This window comes from Candidatus Blochmanniella vafra str. BVAF (assembly GCF_000185985.2).
GTDB lineage: Bacteria > Pseudomonadota > Gammaproteobacteria > Enterobacterales > Enterobacteriaceae > Blochmanniella > Blochmanniella vafra.
Genome location: NC_014909.2, coordinates 612,140 through 631,414 on the forward strand (window position 1 = coordinate 612,140; position 19,275 = coordinate 631,414).

The 19,275-nt window shown below is 31.2% G+C and carries 15 protein-coding genes, 1 tRNA gene, 2 rRNA genes and 1 other RNA gene; 7 read left to right on the plus strand and 12 right to left on the minus strand.

Translation table 11 applies throughout. The features are described from left to right. Position 1 precedes the first annotated feature (1 nt). From glyA to lepA, 7 genes are all read right to left on the minus strand, one after another. A complete protein-coding gene (gene glyA, locus BVAF_RS02670; protein WP_013516845.1) occupies positions 2-1,261 on the minus strand; it encodes a serine hydroxymethyltransferase in 1,260 nt (419 codons plus the stop codon). A 179-nt stretch (positions 1,262-1,440) separates the two neighbouring features. Continuing rightward, positions 1,441-1,908 carry a tRNA adenosine(34) deaminase TadA gene (gene tadA, locus BVAF_RS02675; RefSeq protein WP_013516846.1) on the minus strand — a complete coding sequence of 156 codons (468 nt, stop codon included), beginning with the start codon at positions 1,906-1,908 and terminating at the stop codon, positions 1,441-1,443. 178 nt (positions 1,909-2,086) lie between these two features. Next, on the minus strand, positions 2,087-2,446 hold the full coding sequence (gene acpS, locus BVAF_RS02680) for a holo-ACP synthase (protein WP_044026137.1): 360 nt from the start codon (positions 2,444-2,446) through the stop codon (positions 2,087-2,089). After that, positions 2,424-3,212: a pyridoxine 5'-phosphate synthase gene (gene pdxJ, locus BVAF_RS02685; RefSeq protein ID WP_013516848.1), complete on the minus strand. Its 789-nt coding sequence runs from the start codon at positions 3,210-3,212 to the stop codon at positions 2,424-2,426. The genes acpS and pdxJ overlap by 23 nt, the downstream gene beginning before the upstream one ends. Positions 3,213-3,501: 289 nt before the next feature. Then, the gene (rnc, locus tag BVAF_RS02690) at positions 3,502-4,197 is read right to left on the minus strand and encodes a ribonuclease III (RefSeq protein ID WP_013516849.1); all 696 of its coding nucleotides are present in this window, start codon (positions 4,195-4,197) and stop codon (positions 3,502-3,504) included. Between the two features lie 70 nt (positions 4,198-4,267). Then, positions 4,268-5,269 carry a signal peptidase I gene (lepB, locus tag BVAF_RS02695; RefSeq protein ID WP_013516850.1) on the minus strand — a complete coding sequence of 334 codons (1,002 nt, stop codon included), beginning with the start codon at positions 5,267-5,269 and terminating at the stop codon, positions 4,268-4,270. Between the two features lie 54 nt (positions 5,270-5,323). Then, entirely contained in the window at positions 5,324-7,114 is a 1,791-nt protein-coding gene (gene lepA, locus BVAF_RS02700; protein WP_013516851.1) for a translation elongation factor 4, read from the minus strand. 149 nt (positions 7,115-7,263) lie between these two features. On the opposite strand from lepA, the gene ung reads away from it, so the two are divergent. After that, positions 7,264-7,932: a uracil-DNA glycosylase gene (gene ung, locus BVAF_RS02705; protein ID WP_013516852.1), complete on the plus strand. Its 669-nt coding sequence runs from the start codon at positions 7,264-7,266 to the stop codon at positions 7,930-7,932. 286 nt (positions 7,933-8,218) lie between these two features. Here the strand turns inward: ung and grpE are convergent, their stop codons facing one another. After that, entirely contained in the window at positions 8,219-8,809 is a 591-nt protein-coding gene (gene grpE / locus BVAF_RS02710; protein ID WP_013516853.1) for a nucleotide exchange factor GrpE, read from the minus strand. A 125-nt stretch (positions 8,810-8,934) separates the two neighbouring features. Between grpE and nadK the strand changes: the two genes are divergently transcribed. After that, a complete protein-coding gene (gene nadK / locus BVAF_RS02715; protein ID WP_013516854.1) occupies positions 8,935-9,810 on the plus strand; it encodes an NAD(+) kinase in 876 nt (291 codons plus the stop codon). 106 nt (positions 9,811-9,916) lie between these two features. Further along, positions 9,917-10,315 (plus strand): outer membrane protein assembly factor BamE domain-containing protein, encoded by a 399-nt coding sequence (gene bamE, locus BVAF_RS03260; protein ID WP_013516855.1) that lies wholly within the window; start codon positions 9,917-9,919, stop codon positions 10,313-10,315. A gap of 62 nt (positions 10,316-10,377) precedes the next feature. On the opposite strand, the gene BVAF_RS02725 is transcribed toward bamE, so the two are convergent. Continuing rightward, positions 10,378-10,815, minus strand: a complete 438-nt coding sequence (locus tag BVAF_RS02725; protein ID WP_013516856.1) for a type II toxin-antitoxin system RatA family toxin — start codon at positions 10,813-10,815, stop codon at positions 10,378-10,380. A 164-nt stretch (positions 10,816-10,979) separates the two neighbouring features. Here BVAF_RS02725 and smpB point away from each other — a divergent pair, with 164 nt between their 5' ends. The 4 genes from smpB to pssA all read left to right on the plus strand — a co-directional run bounded on the left by smpB (position 10,980) and on the right by pssA (position 13,879). Further along, positions 10,980-11,441 (plus strand): SsrA-binding protein SmpB, encoded by a 462-nt coding sequence (gene smpB, locus BVAF_RS02730; protein ID WP_013516857.1) that lies wholly within the window; start codon positions 10,980-10,982, stop codon positions 11,439-11,441. A gap of 49 nt (positions 11,442-11,490) precedes the next feature. Further along, positions 11,491-11,923, plus strand: a transfer-messenger RNA (tmRNA) gene (gene ssrA / locus BVAF_RS03140). Between the two features lie 151 nt (positions 11,924-12,074). Beyond that, on the plus strand, positions 12,075-12,404 hold the full coding sequence (locus BVAF_RS02735; protein WP_013516858.1) for a DMT family transporter: 330 nt from the start codon (positions 12,075-12,077) through the stop codon (positions 12,402-12,404). A gap of 95 nt (positions 12,405-12,499) precedes the next feature. After that, the gene (gene pssA / locus BVAF_RS02740; RefSeq protein ID WP_013516859.1) at positions 12,500-13,879 is read left to right on the plus strand and encodes a CDP-diacylglycerol--serine O-phosphatidyltransferase; all 1,380 of its coding nucleotides are present in this window, start codon (positions 12,500-12,502) and stop codon (positions 13,877-13,879) included. Between the two features lie 96 nt (positions 13,880-13,975). On the opposite strand, the gene BVAF_RS02745 is transcribed toward pssA, so the two are convergent. The 3 genes from BVAF_RS02745 to BVAF_RS02755 form a co-directional block, all read right to left on the minus strand. Beyond that, positions 13,976-17,036 (minus strand): 23S ribosomal RNA (locus BVAF_RS02745). A 219-nt stretch (positions 17,037-17,255) separates the two neighbouring features. Further along, positions 17,256-17,328: transfer RNA gene (locus BVAF_RS02750), tRNA-Glu, on the minus strand. A gap of 139 nt (positions 17,329-17,467) precedes the next feature. Further along, positions 17,468-19,090: ribosomal RNA gene (locus BVAF_RS02755) — 16S ribosomal RNA — on the minus strand. The 16S and 23S rRNA genes sit together here with 1 tRNA gene alongside, the layout of an rRNA operon. Positions 19,091-19,275 lie beyond the last annotated feature (185 nt).

A 19,275-nucleotide genomic window follows, 5' to 3' on the forward strand; every position in this document is an offset into this window, starting at 1 on the left:
CTCATATTTTTATCTTCGAATACACTGGATATAAATTACATTTTTTTAATACGTTTTCTTTTATAGTTAAAATAATTTTTTCATTATTTATTTGTTTTAAAATATCACTTATCCATTCAGATAATTCTAAAATATCATCATTATTAAATCGACGCTTAGTTATAGCAGAGGTTCCAATACGTATCCCAGAAGTAATAAAAGGAGGTCTACTATCATTAGGAATACAATTTTTATTAACAATAATATTAGCTCGTTCTAAAGCTAAACTAGCATCTTGTCCAGTAATATTATGATTCGTTAAATCTAACACAAATAAATGATTCTGCGGGACACCAGAAATTACTTTAAATCCACGCAAAGAAAACTCTCTAGCCATTACTTGAGCATTTTCTACCACTTGTCTTTGATATCTCTTAAAATCTAAAGTCATTGCCTCCTTAAAAGCTATAGCTTTAGCTGCAATAACATGAACTAAAGGACCACCTTGTGATCCAGGAAATACTGAGGCATCTATTTTTTTATAAAAATCTAAATTATTTGCACTATTACTACTACTTCCATTGGATAAAATCATTCCTCCTCTTGGTCCAGACAACGTTTTATGTGTGGTAGCTGTTACAACATGAGCATAAGGAATTGGATTAGGATACACTCCAGCCGCTACTAAACCAGCAACATGGGCCATATCAACAAAAAAATACGCTTTAACAGAGTCAGCAATTTCTCGCATTTTATCCCAATTAACAATACCTGAATATGAAGAAAATCCACCTATTATCATTCTAGGTTTATGTATTTGCGCTAAACATTGTAATTGTTCATAATCAATATTTCCAAATTCATCCAATCCATAAAACACAGTATTATATAATTTTCCTGAAAAATTTACCTTTGATCCATGAGTCAAATGTCCTCCATGTTGTAAATTCATGCCTATTATTGTATCTCCAGGATTTAATAAAGCATTATAAACAGAAAAATTTGCCTGAGAACCAGAATGGGGTTGTACATTAACATATTTAGCAGAAAACAACTTTTTAGCTCTATCTATAGCTAATTGTTCAATTAAATCAACATACTCACATCCTCCGTAATAACGATGCCCAGGATATCCTTCTGCATATTTATTAGTAAAAGCAGAACCTTGAGCCCTCATAGCTTGAGGACTAATATAACTTTCAGAAGCAATTAATTCTATATGTTGTTCCTGTCTAATGATTTCTTTTTTTATTATATTCCATACTTCAATATCATCATGCATATATCAACTACTAAACAATAATCAACACCATAAAAAAGAACTATACAATAATACACAAATTAATACAACTATACACATCCTAACCCTAATAACCTACTTTATATATTACTATTATATTTACATACCTCAATCTAAATTATAAGACTATTACGCACAACTGAATGTTATTCAGTACATATTTAACGTTTATATTTAAAAAAATCCCTTATCTGTTTAGAGCAAACTTCAGATAACACCCCTGTTTTTATATCACACTGATGATTAATCATGGCATGATCTATAAAATAATTAATCCTTAATAAATTTATCCATCGTATTTTATTCCCTATTGCTCCACACACTAATCTATGAATACGAGCATTAATTATTGCCCCAACACACATAATACACGGTTCCATAGTTACATACAAAGTAGTATTCAACAACCGATAATTACCTAAATAATTCCCTCCTACACGCAATGCTATAATTTCTGCATGCGCACTAGGATCATGAAATATTAATGCAGCATTATACCCGTACCCCACAAGTCTACCATCATATACCAATACCGCTCCTATTGCAACATTTCCAGACAAAGCCGCAACACTAGCTAAGGTTATAGCATAACGCATCCATATTATATCCATATCCAACAAATCAAACATAATGCATATATTTTGAAATTACGATGGTAATCAAAGTAAATAATTTACAAAATAAATCATTAAAACTCATATTATTTTTTAATATATCTATTTTCTTTATTATTTTTAAAAGAATAGATTGCAAATCTATGAATCAAATTCACTGCGCTTTTTAGATAAAAATAAAAAAATTATAATATTAACACTCTAAAATTACTACTGCACAAGCATACACACGAGTATCAGTTAAAGTAACATATGTCTTTTTCAAAGCCAATCTTTCAGCTAACTGGGCGGCACAAGAAAAAAAACGCAACCCCGGTTGTCCATAATCATCATTAAATATTTCAAATTGATTAAAAGCTATTCCTTGTTTCATACCCGTCCCAAATGCTTTCGATGCTGCTTCTTTTGCAACAAATCTCTTGGATAAAAAATAAACAGAATTTTTTTTTTGATAATAAATCTCTAATTCTAATTTACTAAGGATACGTTGAGCTAATTTATCTCCACTCCGCACTATTATTTTTTTTATCCTATCTATTTCTATTATATCCATTCCTATTCCATGAATCACTACGGATCCTCCTTGATTCTATTAATAATGTTTTCATATCTAATATTGCTTGCAATAAACCATCAAATATAGCTCTACTTATAATAGAATGTCCTATATTTAATTCTTGTATTTCAATAAACTTTGAAATAGCTTGTACATTACTATAATTAAGTCCATGACCAGCATTTACTATTAATCCACAATTGTCAGCATACTTTATGCTATTTGCTATTCGTTTATATTCTGTATCAATTATTCTAATATTATTATTATTTAAAGCATTAGCATATAATCCTGTATGTAATTCCACACATGCAGCTCCAATTAAACACGCCGCATCTATTTGTTTTTCATCAGGATCAATAAATAACGAAACTCGAATTCCAACATCTTGCAATTTACTTACTACATCTTTTAATCTATTGACCTGATTAATTAAATTTAATCCACCTTCAGTAGTAAGTTCTTGACGTTTTTCAGGAACTAAGCAACAAAAATCAGGTTTTATTTGATATGCAATATTGATCATTTCATCTACTACTGCAATTTCTAAATTCATAGTAGTCTGTATAGTCTCTCGAAGCAATTTAATATCTCGATCTGTAATATGTCTTCTATCTTCTCTTAAATGCACAGTAATACCATCTATCTTTCCTGATTTTTCTGCGATGAACGCAGCATGCACAGGATCAGGATATTTAGTTCCCCTCAAGTTTCTTATAGTTGCTATATGATCAACATTTAAAGCTAACAATACGTCAGACATAACTCAACTCACATAAAATTCTGTATAATTTACCTTACACTAATATACCCACCCACTTTTAATTACATTAATTTAACATAATAAAATTCATAAAACACAATCCATGTATCCTTCCTCCTCTTCCTAAGCAGGATACAAAAAAACAAATAATTTTAATACATTAAATTACTATTAATACCCCCCCAAAAATAACATTTATACATCTAATAAAATTATATAATCTACATTATTTACTTAAATAAAAAATTATTTCTCAATAAAAGATTTGATGTGTATATTACAATCGAAATTATCCTTCACAATCTTCATTTTGTATTAATATTTTTAAAGCATTTTCTGCTGCTGATTGTTCAGCTTTTTGTATGCTAGATCCATACCCTATTGATGGATCTGTTAATTGACTAATCTGGCAGAATATAGTAAACATCTGACTGTGCGCTTTACCTTGAATTCGATTTACATAATATATAGGCAAAGGACAACCATGTCGTTGTAAATATTCTTGCAAACGAGTTTTAGGATCTTTTTGTTTATTCATAAAATTTATTGCATTTAAATGACATAAATACCAATTATTAATTAGTATTTCTACAGTTTTCATGTTACTATCTAAAAATACCCCTCCTATTATTGCTTCAACTGTATTCGATAAAATAGACTCGCGACTAATTCCACCATTTTTTAATTCTCCTTGTCCTAATTTTAAATATTCCCCCACATTAAATTCTTTAGCTAACCTTACTAAAGTTTTAGAACATACTAAATTCGACCGTATTCTACTCATATCGCCTTCACTAATACAATTATATCTATGATATAATAGATTAGCAACCACATAATTTAGTATAGCATCACCTAAAAATTCCAACCTTTCATTATGTTGATTACTAAAACTTCTATGTGTTAAAGCTAATTCTAATAAATCTAATTTACAAAAAAAATATCCTAATTTTCCTTGAAGTACATTAAAATCTAAAGAACTCATATATAAAAAACACTCAAAAAACTTATATGCATCTCATAAACTTACCAAATTATATATATATTATCAATTTTCATCGTATTATATTTCCTATTCTATTAAACTGTATACCAGTAGGCCATTGTCTTTCTTGTTTTTTTAAACTCAACCAAATCATTACAGCTTTTCCAATAATATTTTGAGTAGGCACACACCCCCAATAACGACTATCTGAGCTATTATCTCTATTATCACCCATTACAAAATATTCATTTTTAGGAACAATCCACTCAGATACTAAATGACTAGAATGTTGATCATACATTTTCATAAACCTAATATCTCCAGGTGAAATCATGGTTAAAATATTATGTTTTAAACCACCGAATGATTCCACAGTTTCAACCAATCTAATTCCATCAGGATAATCTTTTACCGAATCATCCTCAATTTTTATAAAATTTGTATTTATTTCTCCAGTTCTAGATTTGTAAAAAGTCTGAACAAAATTACTTAACATAATATTACTATAAGTAATTGATAATTCTTTGCTATATTCACCATGATCATCTATAGGATATATTATTAATTTTTTACTTATTATATTGTAAATTATTTTATCCCCAGGTTCACCTATTACTCTTTTAATATAATTTAATTTTAAATCCTTAGGATATTTAAAAACTACTAAATCTCCACGTTTTGGTTTATTAAAATTAATTAAAGTCTTATGATTAATAGGATCTTTAATCCCATATACAAATTTATTTACTAAAATTAAATCTCCAATTAACAAAGTAGGCATCATAGATCCAGATGGAATTTGAAATGGTTCAAAAATAAATGATCTAAATATAAAAATCAGTAATAATACTGGAAAAATAGAAGAAATACATTCATATGATTTTGAAAAAAACAATGTAAATAAATTTAAAACATTATTTGAGCTCCAACAATCACTTTGAATTTCTTTTAAATTTATTTTTTTAAATTCATTTCGTTTATACAAAAAAATCACATATAATTTTTTTAATATCCAACATATACCTGATAAGCCTGTAATAAACATTAAAATGAAGGAAAATGTATTAATCATATATATATAAACCTATCACATAAATATTAAAATAAACACTGAAAGACATAATATTCAGTCATTTCTACTTAAAAGAGATAAAAAAGCTCCTCGAGTTAAACTAACATTCCCTAACTGTTTCATTCTTTTTTTACCCATTTTTTGATTATACAATAATTTATTTTTTCTAGTTATATCTCCACCATAACACTTATGTGTAACATTTTTTCTTAATTGTTTCACAGTATTACGACATATAATCCGATTACCAATAGCTGCTTGAATTGAAATATCAAACTGTTGTCTTGGTATTAATAATTGTAATCTATTTATCAATGCATAACCTTTTCTTCTCACTAATGTTCGATGTGTAATCATCGCCAATTCATTAATACGTTTGCCATTGATTAATATCTCTAAACATACTACATCAGATACCTGAAATCGCTTGAACTCATATTCAAATGAAGCATATCCCCTAGAAATTGACTTAATATTATCAAAAAAATCTAATATTATTTCAGACATAGGTAATTCATAAATTAAAGACACCTGATCTTTTTTATAATTTAAAGATATTTGAACACCTCGTTTTTTAGTACACAATTCAATAATTCTTCCTAAATATATTTTTGGAAATACAAAACTACACAAAGCAATAGGTTCACGTATTTCTTTAATATTAGGTATAGATAAAAATTTAGCTGCATTATCTACAGATAATATCTTATTTCCAATAGTTAATATTTCATATGCCACCTCTGGAGCAGTAGCAACTAAATCTACAGAATATTCTCTTTTCAATCTTTCTTGGATAATATCCATATGTAATAAACCTAAAAATCCACAACGAAAACCCAATCCTAAATATTCCGAGTTTTCCGGTTCATAATGTAAAGATGCATCATTTAAACTTAATTTATACAAAGCATCAGAAAAAAATTTATGTGTTGTAGATCCAACAGGGAACAACCCTGAGTATACACAATGTTGAACTTTTTTAAACTTAGGTAACGCCACTTTTGCTGGATCTGCCACTGCAGTTAAAGTATCTCCTACTTCAGCGCTTGCAATATGCTTAGAAGCATACACTAACCATCCTACTTCTCCACAATGCAATAAGGCACATTCTATTTGTTTTGGAGTAAATATACCTATTTGCTCTACAACAAAAATTTTTTCTGTGCTCATAGATTTTAGCATATCACCTTTATGTATAACTCCATTTTTAACACATATTAATGACACCACCCCTAAATACTTGTTAAACCATGAATCAATGATTAATACTTGCAAAGGAGCATTAGGATCACCTTGAGGAGGAGGAACATTATCAATTAAACATTCTAATATTTTAGATACTCCAAAACCAGTTTTTGAAGAACATAAAATTATATCTTTTATATTAGTCCCAATAACATTATGTATTGTCCTAGACATTTGCTCAATATTTGCCGTTAATAAATCTACTTTATTTAAAATCACAAGAACTTTTAAATTCATTTCCATAGCAATTTGATAATTAGCTACAGTTTGAGCCTCAATACCTTGAGATGCATCAATTACTAATAAAGCACCTTCACATGCTGATAAGGAACGAAATACTTCATGAGTAAAATCAACATGCCCAGGAGTATCTATTAAATTTAACTTATACCTTTCTCCATTTTTAGAAACATAATTTAAAGTTACACTTTGAGATTTAATAGTAATACCACGCTCGCGTTCTAAATCCATAGAATCTAAAACTTGTGATTTCATTTCACGTTCATTCAGCCCCCCACACATTTGAATAAATCGATCAGATAATGTTGATTTACCATGATTAACATGAGCAATAATAGAAAAATTACGTATATATTTCATTTTATATATTTGACTTTCTCCATATTGACTAAAACTACATATATTATAAATGTAAATATTTATAATATCGATATAAATAACAATATTTACATTATTAATATAAACATCAATGCTATACTTAACAAATTTATTATATAAAAATTATTTTTATGAATCAAAGATTAACCTGGAAACTTTTGCTATCAAAAGAAACAAAACTTCCTTATTTTAAAAAAATATTTAATATTTTAAACCAAAAAAATAAATTAGGGATCACTATTTATCCTAAATCCACTGATATCTTTAATGCGTTTCGTTTTACCGAATTTGAATCTGTAAAAGTTGTAATACTAGGACAAGACCCCTATCATAGACCTAATCAAGCACATGGACTTGCTTTTTCTGTTTCTCCTGGAATTACTCCACCTCCTTCGTTAAAGAATATTTATAAGGAGCTATCAACCGATATTTCTGATTTTATTACTCCAAAACATGGTTACTTACTATCTTGGGCAAAAGAAGGAGTTTTATTATTAAATAGTATTTTAACCGTTGAACAAGGAAAGAGTTGTTCTCACGCATATATTGGATGGGAAAAATTTACTGATAAAATCATACATATACTTAATATCTATCAAAAAAATATTGTATTTTTACTATGGGGTAATTATGCTAAAAGAAAAGGTAAAATTATAAATACACAAAAACATTATATTTTAAGTGCTGCGCATCCCTCCCCTCTATCAGCACATTATGGATTTTTAGGATGCAAACATTTTTCTAAAACTAATGCACTTTTATTAAAACATAATAAAAACACTATTAATTGGAAATTGTAAAAATTTTAATCTGCTTTATATTTAATTCGAACAAATAATATTTATTTATTCGCAGCATCCCCCTAAATCCTATACCAAACTTATCAATACAAAACATAAAAGCATATTAAGGATTTATTATCTGCATATATAAACGATACACTAAAAATATTCATAATTTATGATTTTCTTAATAAGAAAATTTCTTACACTCATCACAAAATTAATCATATTTTATATAAAAATGGTTACATAATGATCACATATATAAATAATTATTATTTAACTTATTCAATAATAAACAACTTCAACATTTAGATTTCGATACGGTCACCATAGCCGGCCGAATCAATCTTCCATTAAGCAAATATCCTTTCTGAATAATCGTTAATACTTGATTGGCCTGACATTCCTTTGACTCTATTGTAGATATTGCCTGATGTATTTCAGGATTAAATGGAACATGAATTTCATGTATAGATTCTACTCCAAATTTATACACAGTATCCAAAAACGATTTTAGAGTTAAATCAATGCCTTCTACAATCATAGAAAAAGAATTATTAGTACGATCAACCATACCTAATGCCCGTTCTAAATTATCAATCACTGGTAATAATTCTGCCACAAATCTCTCTAAGGCAAACTTATGAGCTTTTTCTATTTCTTGTATATTACGTCTACGAATATTTTCTATTTCAGCTTGAAGACGTAAAACAGTATCTCTTTCATGTTCTTTCAGTTGAGATAACTGCAATTCTAATTTAATAATTTGATCATTTTTTAAATCAATAATATTATTGATATTGGAGGTAGATTCTGACGACTCTTCTTTCAAATTTACTGCATTAGAACAAGCAATCTTATCATCAAGGTTATCTTTATTATTATCTATCATGAATTTTCTCCGTTTCTTAATTATATATTTTATAATTCAGTTATTATAAGGATGAATAGCAGGTATTCAAGACTCATTTATAATGAATAAAAAATATAATTTATACAAAAAAGGCTCAAAATAACATGACTATTTCTATTTTTCACACCATTGGTCTTATAGGGAATACTTATTACCCCCAGGCAATACATATATATTATACATTATATAACTGGTTGCATAAAAAAGGAATTAAGGTTATAATAGAACAACATACTGCTAATTTATTACATGCACGTAAAGCAATTATAGGCAATTTAAAAGATATAGGAAATCTCGCTGATTTAGCAATAATTATAGGTGGAGATGGAAATATATTAAGAGCCGCAAATATTCTTATTAGATATAACATTAAAATAATTGGAATTAATCTAGGAACTGTAGGATTTCTTGCTGATTTACATCCCAAATCTGCATTAGCAGAATTATCAAAAGTATTAACAGGAAACTTTACTAATGAAAAACGTTTTTTATTAGATGTAAAAATAAAACGTAACAATACCGTATTCAAATTAGGTACCGCTATTAATGAAGTTATTTTACATACTAATACAATTAGGCAATTAATTAAATTTAAATTATACATTAATAATAAATTTATTTTTTCCTCTCGATCAGATGGTTTAATTATTGCTACACCAACAGGATCTACCGCATACTCTCTTTCTGCTGGAGGACCAATTGTCACTCCTGCAATAAATGCAGTTATTTTAATTCCAATATGTCCACATATCTTATCATCACGACCAATCGTAGTTGACAACAAAAGTATAATTTCTTTAAAATTTTCTCAATTTATATCAAAAATCAGATTAGGATGTGATAACCAGGCTCCAATTAATATTTATGGAAAAAAAGAAATTTTAATACAACGCAGTAATTATTTTCTCGATCTCATACATCCTAATACTTATAATTATTTTAAAAATTTAACTATAAAACTCGGATGGTCAAAAAAATAATTAGATAAAAAATTTGATGTATTTACTTATATTAACAAAAAAAATTAAAGTTCATTATAATAAATTTTATCAATACTATTCATCACATACAAATAAATCCAAAAAAATGGATAAAAAACCACACATTAAACTAAAAAAAAAATGGAACCCATTTAATAGAATCCATATATATTACTATATATGGATTCTATTAAATTCTAACTGTAGCTCCATAAATCAAATTAATTATCATTTAAATTATTTAAATACAAAACAAGGCTCGTACCTTCAATCACAAGATATACAAAAAATTCGTATCGGTATGACAAAATCTGAAATTCTTTCAAATATTGGTATAACTCCGACCTTAAAAAATTGTTTCGGATCAAACATATGGTATTACATATATCACCAATATATTAATGGTAAATTACAATATCAAACTGTTATTCTAACATTCAATAATAATGATATATTAACTGATTTCAATATTTTAAATAACATTAAAAAAAATAATCATAATTAGAATATTGACTCTATCTACTTATTGAATCGTAATTAAAATAATAAAAAAATTAAAATAACTTTTTAGAAACAACTATATATGTTCTTAGCTCTTAAAATAAATATTTTTATTATATTTTTATATACTTTCTGAAAAGAATAATTAAAAAACTTTTTAAATAAAACAGATTTAAATTCATAATAAGAAATATACTCTATTTTACAAATTACATTAGTTACAGGTACAAATTGCCAACAACCATAAAATGATTTAAATGGACTATTTATTAAATAAATTATAATACTCTTATTTTTCGTAAAAAAATTATGAGTAATTACAGATTGCTTTACTCCACTCACAGTAAAATGAATTTCAGCAATCAATTCAGTATCACTTTGTTGTATAACATGTATTAAATTGCACCCCGGAATAAACTCAGTATAAGCCCCAACATCATTGATTAAACAAAACATTTGTTCTACACTGTAAGGAACTAAAGCTAAACATTTAACATAACACATTTTTATTTTATTATTTCAATATATAACATTTTCTTATTGCTAAATAATGATATTTATGTATGTACAATAAATAAATATAAAAATATCTGTTGTATCTTATATCCCGAATAGGATACATAATAATATTAAAAATTAGTATTTACTATTTATTTAAATCAAAAAAAATGAATCAATCATACTCTAAGCAAATCATACAAAATAAAGGTGTATATCATAAATACTTTATTGAAAAAAAAATAGAGTCTGGATTAGTATTATTAGGATGGGAAGTGAAAGCAATACGATCTAAACAAGTGGTTATTGATAATAGTTACATATCTTTTCAAAACCAAGAAGCATTCATATATAATTCTTTTTTTAAAAAAATAAACACAAATAATAACCCAATTTATGATACGAATCGTATTCGAAAATTATTATTAAAAAAACAAGAATTACTATTTTTAAAAGAAAAAATTAAGCGTTATAAATATACCATAGTAATTATAAATCTATTTTGGAAAAATTCATGGATAAAGGCTACTATTGGATTAGCTAAAGGAAAAAGAAATTTTGACAAAAGAAATATTGTTCATTCAAATGAATGGAAATCTAAAAAACAAAATCTTGTTAAATATAGACAATAGTATTTGTATTTACATAATTTTGATGATATAATAAAAATTACTTATATTAGGGGCTGATTTTGGATTTGACGGAATATCTTAAGTTTAAAGTGCATGTCGAGGGGAGATAGGCCTCGAAAAAAAATCTCGAAAAATAATTGCAAATTACAATTACAATGAATCTGCTGCGCTAGCAGCTTAACCAAACTAAACCATTGGAGATTCCCTTTCCGAACTAAAAATTACTCTTAATTTTAGGTTCGTATAGTGTATAATATATTAAGATACACTGAAGTATAAAATACAAAGAAAGGTTATAAAATAATAAGAGTGCTCGTTATAAGTGCGCTTTTACACATAACGAAAAATAAAAATTAAAAGCTAGTTGAATTAAAAATTGATCTTAATTTATTTTCAATGAAACTCATATAAGATCTAAACATGTAGTAACTATAAGCTGTAAGAAGTTCTGGACGCGGGTTCGAATCCCGCCAGCTCCACCATTATATAAAATTTAAAAAGAATTTAAAATTCTTGTTTTTTAACCCAAAAAGATTTTATAAAAATCAAAATTAAAGTGTTTGTTATTTTTAAACCAGCTAATCTCAAACCAAATTATTCTATATATTTCAATTATCAATAAAATAAATTTATATGGATTACTTATATTTATTCGTTGCTATTATTTCAGAAGTAATTGCTACAACTTCATTAAAAGCTTCTGAAGGATTAAGTAAATTTTGCCCTGCTGTCGTAGTAATAATAGGTTATTCTTTATCTTTTATATTATTATCATTGGTATTACGCACCATACCTATGGGTATAGCCTATTCTTATTGGGCTGGATTAGGTATAATATTTATTACTTTTGTGGGATATTTTTTTTATAATCAGAAAATAGATATTTATTCTATTGTTGGTATCATATTAATAATTACTGGCATTATTTTAATTAATATTTTTTCACAAACAGTAAAACATTAACGTTAAAACCCATATAATGGCAGCATATTTTAATATGTAATAAATAATTATAAAGTTTTAACTTTAATTTATTTTCATAACAAATAGGTATATTTGTGTTTCACAAAATAAAAAAAAGTAAAAATCAACTCAATTATAATATACACAATAAATTTTTAATAGAATTACCAAAAATCACACAAAAATCTAAAGATTTTAAAGTTATATACAGCCCTAAGGAATTTTATTCAGCACTATTAAATGCTATTTATCAAGCTTATCAGCATATTTACCTTGTTGCTTTATATTTAGAAAATGATCAAGGAGGGCAAAACATCATAAATGCTATCTTAAATGTAAAAAAAATTCGTCCATCAATACAAATTAAAATTGTAGTTGATTGGTACAGAGCTAAAAGAGGAAGATTTGGTGAATCTACATATTATACCAACATATACTGGTATAATGATATTATTAATAAATATCCACATACTGATATTGCAATATTCGGAATTCCAATAAATATTAGTGAAATATTAGGAGTTTTACATTTAAAAGGCTTTATTATTGATGATACTATATTGTATAGTGGAGCTAATTTAAATAACGAATATTTACATATCTATGATAAATATCGACACGATCGTTACCATATTATAAAAAACAAAATTTTATCCTATACAATGTTAGAATATATTGAAAAAACATTATTAAATTCTAAAGTAACTAAAAAATTTAACCAACACGAGCTTTTACCCAAATTAAATAAAAATAAAATTTTAATATTTAGAAACAAATTACGAAAATTTACTTATAATTATACAAATAATGCCAATTTTAATGAACTTTCAATTTCTCCTTTAGTTGGATTAGGTAAAAATAGTATACTTAATCAAACAATATACCATTTAATATCTTCAGTAAAACATAAAATAATTTTTTGTACTCCTTATTTCAACATACCCAATACATTCATTCGTATAATACATTCATTATTACATCAAAATAAAATTATAGAGATTATTGTAGGCGATAAAATTGCAAATGATTTTTACAATGCTAATCAAGAACATGAACCATTTAAATTTATTAATGCTTTACCATACTTATACGAAATTAATTTACGTTTGTTTGTAAAAAAATTACAAAATTTTATTGATAATAAACAACTAATTATTCGCTTATGGAAAGCAGGCAATAATGGATATCATATTAAAGGCATATGGGTTGATGATGAATGGCAATTAATTACTGGAAGTAATCTAAATCCTAGAGCCTTACGATTTGATTTAGAAAATGCCTTACTCATTCACGATCCATTAAACGAACTAATACATCAAAAAAAACAGGAATTAAATCAAATTCAATCTTATACCTATCTAATCCCTCATTATACATCCTTACAAAATATTTCTGATTATCCTGCAAAAATTAAACGATTGATTCTTCGAATACGTCAAATTAAATTTGATAAACTAATAAACAAATTATTATAAATTTAATAATTATCGTAAAAATTTTTTATTAATAACCTTTTTGATCTCAATTGATTTTCTATTAATTTTAAGCTACAAAAGATCTCAAATATTGCGAAGTTAAGTTCTCACGGGTCCATTAGTATCGGTTAGCTGAACATTTCACAATGCTTACACATCCGACCTATCAACGTCATCGTCTTTAACGTCCCTTCAGGAGGATGATTTTCATCTATCCTCAGGGAAGACTCATCTTGAGGCAAGTTTCCCGCTTAGATGCCTTCAGCGGTTATCTTTTCCGCACATAGCTACCGGGCAATGCCATTGGCATGACAACCCGAACACCAGAGGTGCGTCCACTCCGGTCCTCTCGTACTAGGAGCAGCCCCTCTCAATCTTCCAACGCCCACGGCAGATAGGGACCGAACTGTCTCACGACGTTCTAAACCCAGCTCGCGTACCACTTTAAATGGCGAACAGCCATACCCTTGGGACCTGCTTCAGCCCCAGGATGTGATGAGCCGACATCGAGGTGCCAAACACCGCCGTCGATATGAACTCTTGGGCGGTATTAGCCTGTTATCCCCGGAGTACCTTTTATCCGTTGAGCGATGGCCTTTCCATACAGAACCACCGGATCACTAAGACCTGCTTTCGCATCTGCTCGAACCGTCGTTCTCGCAGTTAAGCTAGCTTATGCCTTTGCACTAACCTTACGATTTCTAACCGTAATTAGCTAACCTTTGTGCTCCTCCGTTACTCTTTAGGAGGAGACCGCCCCAGTCAAACTACCCACCAGACACTGTCCTTAATCCGGATAACGGATCGAAGTTAGAACATCAAATATTAAAGGGTGGTATTTCAAGGATGGCTCCATAAAAACTAGCGTCTTTACTTCTCAGCCTCCCACCTATCCTACACATCAAAATTCAACATTCAGTATCAAGCTATAGTAAAGGTTCACGGGGTCTTTCCGTCTTGCCGCGGGTACGCCGCATCTTCACGGCGAATTCAATTTCACTGAGTCTCGGGTGGAGACAGTCTAGCCATCATTACGCCATTCGTGCAGGTCGGAACTTACCCGACAAGGAATTTCGCTACCTTAGGACCGTTATAGTTACGGCCGCCGTTTACCGAGGCTTCGATCAAGAGCTTCTTTTCTTTTATCAAAAAAATAACCCCCTCAATTAACCTTCCGGCACCGGGCAGGCGTCACACCGTATACTTCCACTTTCGTGTTTGCACAGTGCTGTGTTTTTAATAAACAGTTGCAGCTAGCTGGTATCTTCGACTAACTTCAGCTCCAGAAGTATATAATTAAATATATTCTTTCACCTACATATTAGCGTGCCTTCTCCCAAAGTTACGGCACCATTTTGCCTAGTTCCTTCACCCGAGTTCTCTCAAGCGCCTTAGTATTCTCTACCTAACCACCTGTGTCGGTTTATGGTACGATTAGATATAACCTGAAAAGCTTAGAGGTTTTTCTTGGAAGCATAGCATCAATTCCTTCACCAACTTAATGGTTAGTCATCACATCTTAATGTATGAAGATTGGATTTTCCTAATTCTTCCATCCACTTGCTTAAACCGAGACTACCGATCCTCGGCGAACCTAGCTTTCTCCGTTACCCCATCGCAGTTACATCCAGTACAGGAATATTAACCTGTTTCCCATCGATTACGCCTTTCGGCCTCACCTTAGGGGTCGACTTACCCTGCCCCGATTAACGTTGGACAGGAACCCTTAGTTTTTCGGCGAACAGGTTTTTCACCTGTTTTATCGTTACTTATGTCAGCATTCGCACTTCTGATACCTCCAGCATGCTTTACAACATACCTTCTCAGGCTTACAGAACGCTCCCCTACCCAATATGAAATACTTATCCTTACCCATTCCCCCAAAAAATGATATTTATAAAATTTTAGTGAATAAATAAAAACAAGAACTGTTATTGTCGCAGCTTCGGTACATAATTTAGCCCCGTTACATCTTCCGCGCAAGCCGACTCGACCAGTGAGCTATTACGCTTTCTTTAAATGATGGCTGCTTCTAAGCCAACATCCTGGCTGTCTAAGCCTTCTCACATCGTTTCCCACTCAATTATGATTTAGGGACCTTAGCTAGCGATCTGGGTTGTTTCCCTCTCCACAACGAATGTTAGCACCCGCTGTGTGTCTCCCGTAATAACATTCTTTGGTATTCGCAGTTTGCATCGAGTTGGTAGCTCGGTTTGAACCCCTAATCGAAACAGAGCTCTACCCCCAAAGATGAATTTACGAGGCGCTACCTAAATAGCTTTCGGGGAGAACCAGCTATCTCCCGGTTTGATTGGCCTTTCACCCCTAACCACAAATCATCCGCTAATTTTTCAACATTAGTCGGTTCGGTCCTCCAGTCAGTATTACCTAACCTTCAACCTGTTCATGGTTAGATCACCGGGTTTCGGGTCTACATCCTGCAACTATAAAGACGCCCAGTTAAGACTCGGTTTCCCTACGGCTCCCTTAATCAGTTAACCTTGCTGCAGAATATAAGTCGCTGACCCATTATACAAAAGGTACGCAGTCACAAATTTATACTAATCCATATTAACAAAAATTAATATAATATAAATTAAAACTTGCTCCTACTGCTTGTACGTATACGGTTTCAGGTTCTATTTCACTCCCCTAACCGGGGTTCTTTTCGCCTTTCCCTCACGGTACTAGTTCACTATCGGTCAGTCAAGAGTATTTAGTCTTGGAGGATGGTCCCCCCATCTTCAGACAAGATACCACGTGTCTCGTCCTACTCACTGAGCCTACAAATTAATATATTTTCAGATACGGGGCTATCACCCTATATTGCTAACTTTTCCAAATTATTCTCTTAATACATAAATAAGTAATATTACACGCTCTGGACTAGTCCCGGTTCGCTCGCCACTACTACGGGAATCTCAATTGATTTCTTTTCCTCAGAGTACTAAGATGTTTCAGTTCCTCTGGTTTGCTTCATTTAGCTATGAATTTACTAAATGATAATGCACAACTTAAATTGCATTAGGTTTCCCCATTCGGATATTACCGGCTAATAACGCTTCAAATCAGCTCACCGATACTTTTCGCAGATCTGCACGTCCTTCCTCGCCTTTGACTGCCAAGGCATTCACCGTATACGCTTACATCACTTAACTTCGCAATACTTGAGACCTCTTTTTTCCACAAAAACTCAACACGCAAGTAAACACACTTACCTGTTGTTACTATTTTATAGCAGTATTATTTTCGGTTTTGTATATTGCACACATTAATATATGAAAATACTATTCATATAGTATGTAAAACCAATACATCCACTTTGTTAAAGAACAAAAAACTAAACAAAAAAATTACACCCCTATTTTACTAACTCTGTCCCCTAGGGGCTTCGAACCCCTGTTGCCGCCGTGAAAGGGCAGTGTCCTAAGCCTCTAGACGAAGGGGACTCTTCTTTATCTAGATTCATCTACATCATCATACATAAAAAAATCTAACAAAACACTTTCCCTATTACAAACTTACTTTCTTTGTTAAAATATCAACTTAACTTGTGATAGACACCCTACTTACATACATCATCTTAAGTAAGGAGGTGATCCAACCGCAGGTTCCCCTACGGTTACCTTGTTACGACTTCACCCCAGTCATGAATCACAAAGTGGTAAGCGCCCTCCCTTTATTACAGCAGGGTTAAACAACTTACTTCTTTTGCAACCCACTTCCATGGTGTGACGGGCGGTGTGTACAAGGCCCGGGAACGTATTCACCGTGACATTCTGATCCACGATTACTAGCGATTCCGACTTCATGGAGTCGAGTTGCAGACTCCAATCCGGACTAAGACGTACTTTATGAGGTTTGCTAACTTTCACAAGATCGCTTCTCTTTGTATACGCCATTGTAGCACGTTTGTAGCCCTACTCATAAGGGCCATGATGACTTGACGTCATCCTCACCTTCCTCCGGTTTATCACCGGCAGTCTCCTTTGAGTTCCCGACTTTACTCGTTGGCAACAAAGGATAAGGGTTGCGCTCGTTGCGGGACTTAACCCAACATTTCACAACACGAGCTGACGACAGCCATGCAGCACCTGTCTCAAAGTTCCCGAAGGCACCCACATATCTCTATGTAGTTCTTTGGATGTCAAGAGTAGGTAAGGTTCTTCGTGTTGCATCGAATTAAACCACATGCTCCACCGCTTGTGCGGGCCCCCGTCAATTCATTTGAGTTTTAACCTTGCGGTCGTACTCCCCAGGCGGTCGATTTAACGCGTTAGCTCCGAAAGCCACAACTTATAGTCACAACCTTCAAATCGACATCGTTTACAGCATGGACTACCAGGGTATCTAATCCTGTTTGCTCCCCATGCTTTCGTACCTGAGTGTCAGTTTTCGCCCAGGGGGTCGCCTTCGCCACTGGTATTCCTCCAGATCTCTACGCATTTCACCGCTACACCTGGAATTCTACCCCCCTCTACGAAACTCTAGCCTATCAGTTTCAAATGCAGTTCCTAAGTTAAGCTCAGGGATTTCACATCTGACTTAATAAACCACCTACGTACTCTTTACGCCCAGTAATTCCGATTAACGCTTGCACCCTCCGTATTACCGCGGCTGCTGGCACGGAGTTAGCCGGTGCTTCTTCTATAGGTAACGTCAACTAATTTTGATATTAGCAAAACTAAATTCTTCCCTATTGAAAGTGCTTTACAACCCTAAGGCCTTCTTCACACACACGGTATAGCTGCATCAAGGTTTCCCCCATTGTGCAATATTCCCCACTGCTGCCTCCCGTAGGAGTCTGGACCGTATCTCAGTTCCAGTGTGGCTGGTCGTTCTCTCAAACCAACTAAGGATCGTCGCCTAGGTAAGCCATTACCTTACCTACTAGCTAATCCTGTCTGGGTTCATCCGACGGTGTAAGGCCAATTTTAACTACTTTCTTCCCATATTGATTGAAAAAAACAATCAAAAAAAGTCCCCTACTTTGGTCTCATCGACTTTATGCGGTATTAGCTGTCGTTTCCAACAGTTATCCCCCTCCTTCGGGTAGATCCCCAGATTTTACTCACCCGTTCGCCGCTTGCCAGACAAAACACACATCTTCATTTAAAAATGAAAATGCATACTTCCCGTTTGCCGCTCGACTTGCATGTGTTAAGCTTACCGCCAGCGTTCAATCTGAGCCATGATCAAACTCTTCAATTTTTAAAAATCAACACACCATTCCTCAATTCACTAACTACAGAACGGTAATTAAAAACCATTACTTTATTTTTAAAATCTTACTGAAACGCATGTGTTCAAGTGTCTACACAAACTCTTCTTCTTAAATTACCTATTCCAATTCTAATACAACCATTAAATATTACTACAAAACTTTTTTATTCATC

What these genes read in the sequence shown, in the direction of transcription:
- BVAF_RS02725 (WP_013516856.1), bottom strand. Translation starts at nt 10,815, where the DNA reads ATGTGTTATGTTAAATGTTTAGCTTTAGTTCCTTACAGTGTAGAACAA.
- rnc (WP_013516849.1), bottom strand. Translation starts at nt 4,197, where the DNA reads ATGAGTTCTTTAGATTTTAATGTACTTCAAGGAAAATTAGGATATTTT.
- lepA (WP_013516851.1), bottom strand. Translation starts at nt 7,114, where the DNA reads ATGAAATATATACGTAATTTTTCTATTATTGCTCATGTTAATCATGGT.
- nadK (WP_013516854.1), top strand. Translation starts at nt 8,935, where the DNA reads ATGACTATTTCTATTTTTCACACCATTGGTCTTATAGGGAATACTTAT.
- BVAF_RS02735 (WP_013516858.1), top strand. Translation starts at nt 12,075, where the DNA reads ATGGATTACTTATATTTATTCGTTGCTATTATTTCAGAAGTAATTGCT.
- tadA (WP_013516846.1), bottom strand. Translation starts at nt 1,908, where the DNA reads ATGTTTGATTTGTTGGATATGGATATAATATGGATGCGTTATGCTATA.
- glyA (WP_013516845.1), bottom strand. Translation starts at nt 1,261, where the DNA reads ATGCATGATGATATTGAAGTATGGAATATAATAAAAAAAGAAATCATT.
- pdxJ (WP_013516848.1), bottom strand. Translation starts at nt 3,212, where the DNA reads ATGTCTGACGTATTGTTAGCTTTAAATGTTGATCATATAGCAACTATA.
- acpS (WP_044026137.1), bottom strand. Translation starts at nt 2,446, where the DNA reads ATGGATATAATAGAAATAGATAGGATAAAAAAAATAATAGTGCGGAGT.
- ung (WP_013516852.1), top strand. Translation starts at nt 7,264, where the DNA reads ATGAATCAAAGATTAACCTGGAAACTTTTGCTATCAAAAGAAACAAAA.
- bamE (WP_013516855.1), top strand. Translation starts at nt 9,917, where the DNA reads ATGGATAAAAAACCACACATTAAACTAAAAAAAAAATGGAACCCATTT.
- grpE (WP_013516853.1), bottom strand. Translation starts at nt 8,809, where the DNA reads ATGATAGATAATAATAAAGATAACCTTGATGATAAGATTGCTTGTTCT.
- smpB (WP_013516857.1), top strand. Translation starts at nt 10,980, where the DNA reads ATGAATCAATCATACTCTAAGCAAATCATACAAAATAAAGGTGTATAT.
- lepB (WP_013516850.1), bottom strand. Translation starts at nt 5,269, where the DNA reads ATGATTAATACATTTTCCTTCATTTTAATGTTTATTACAGGCTTATCA.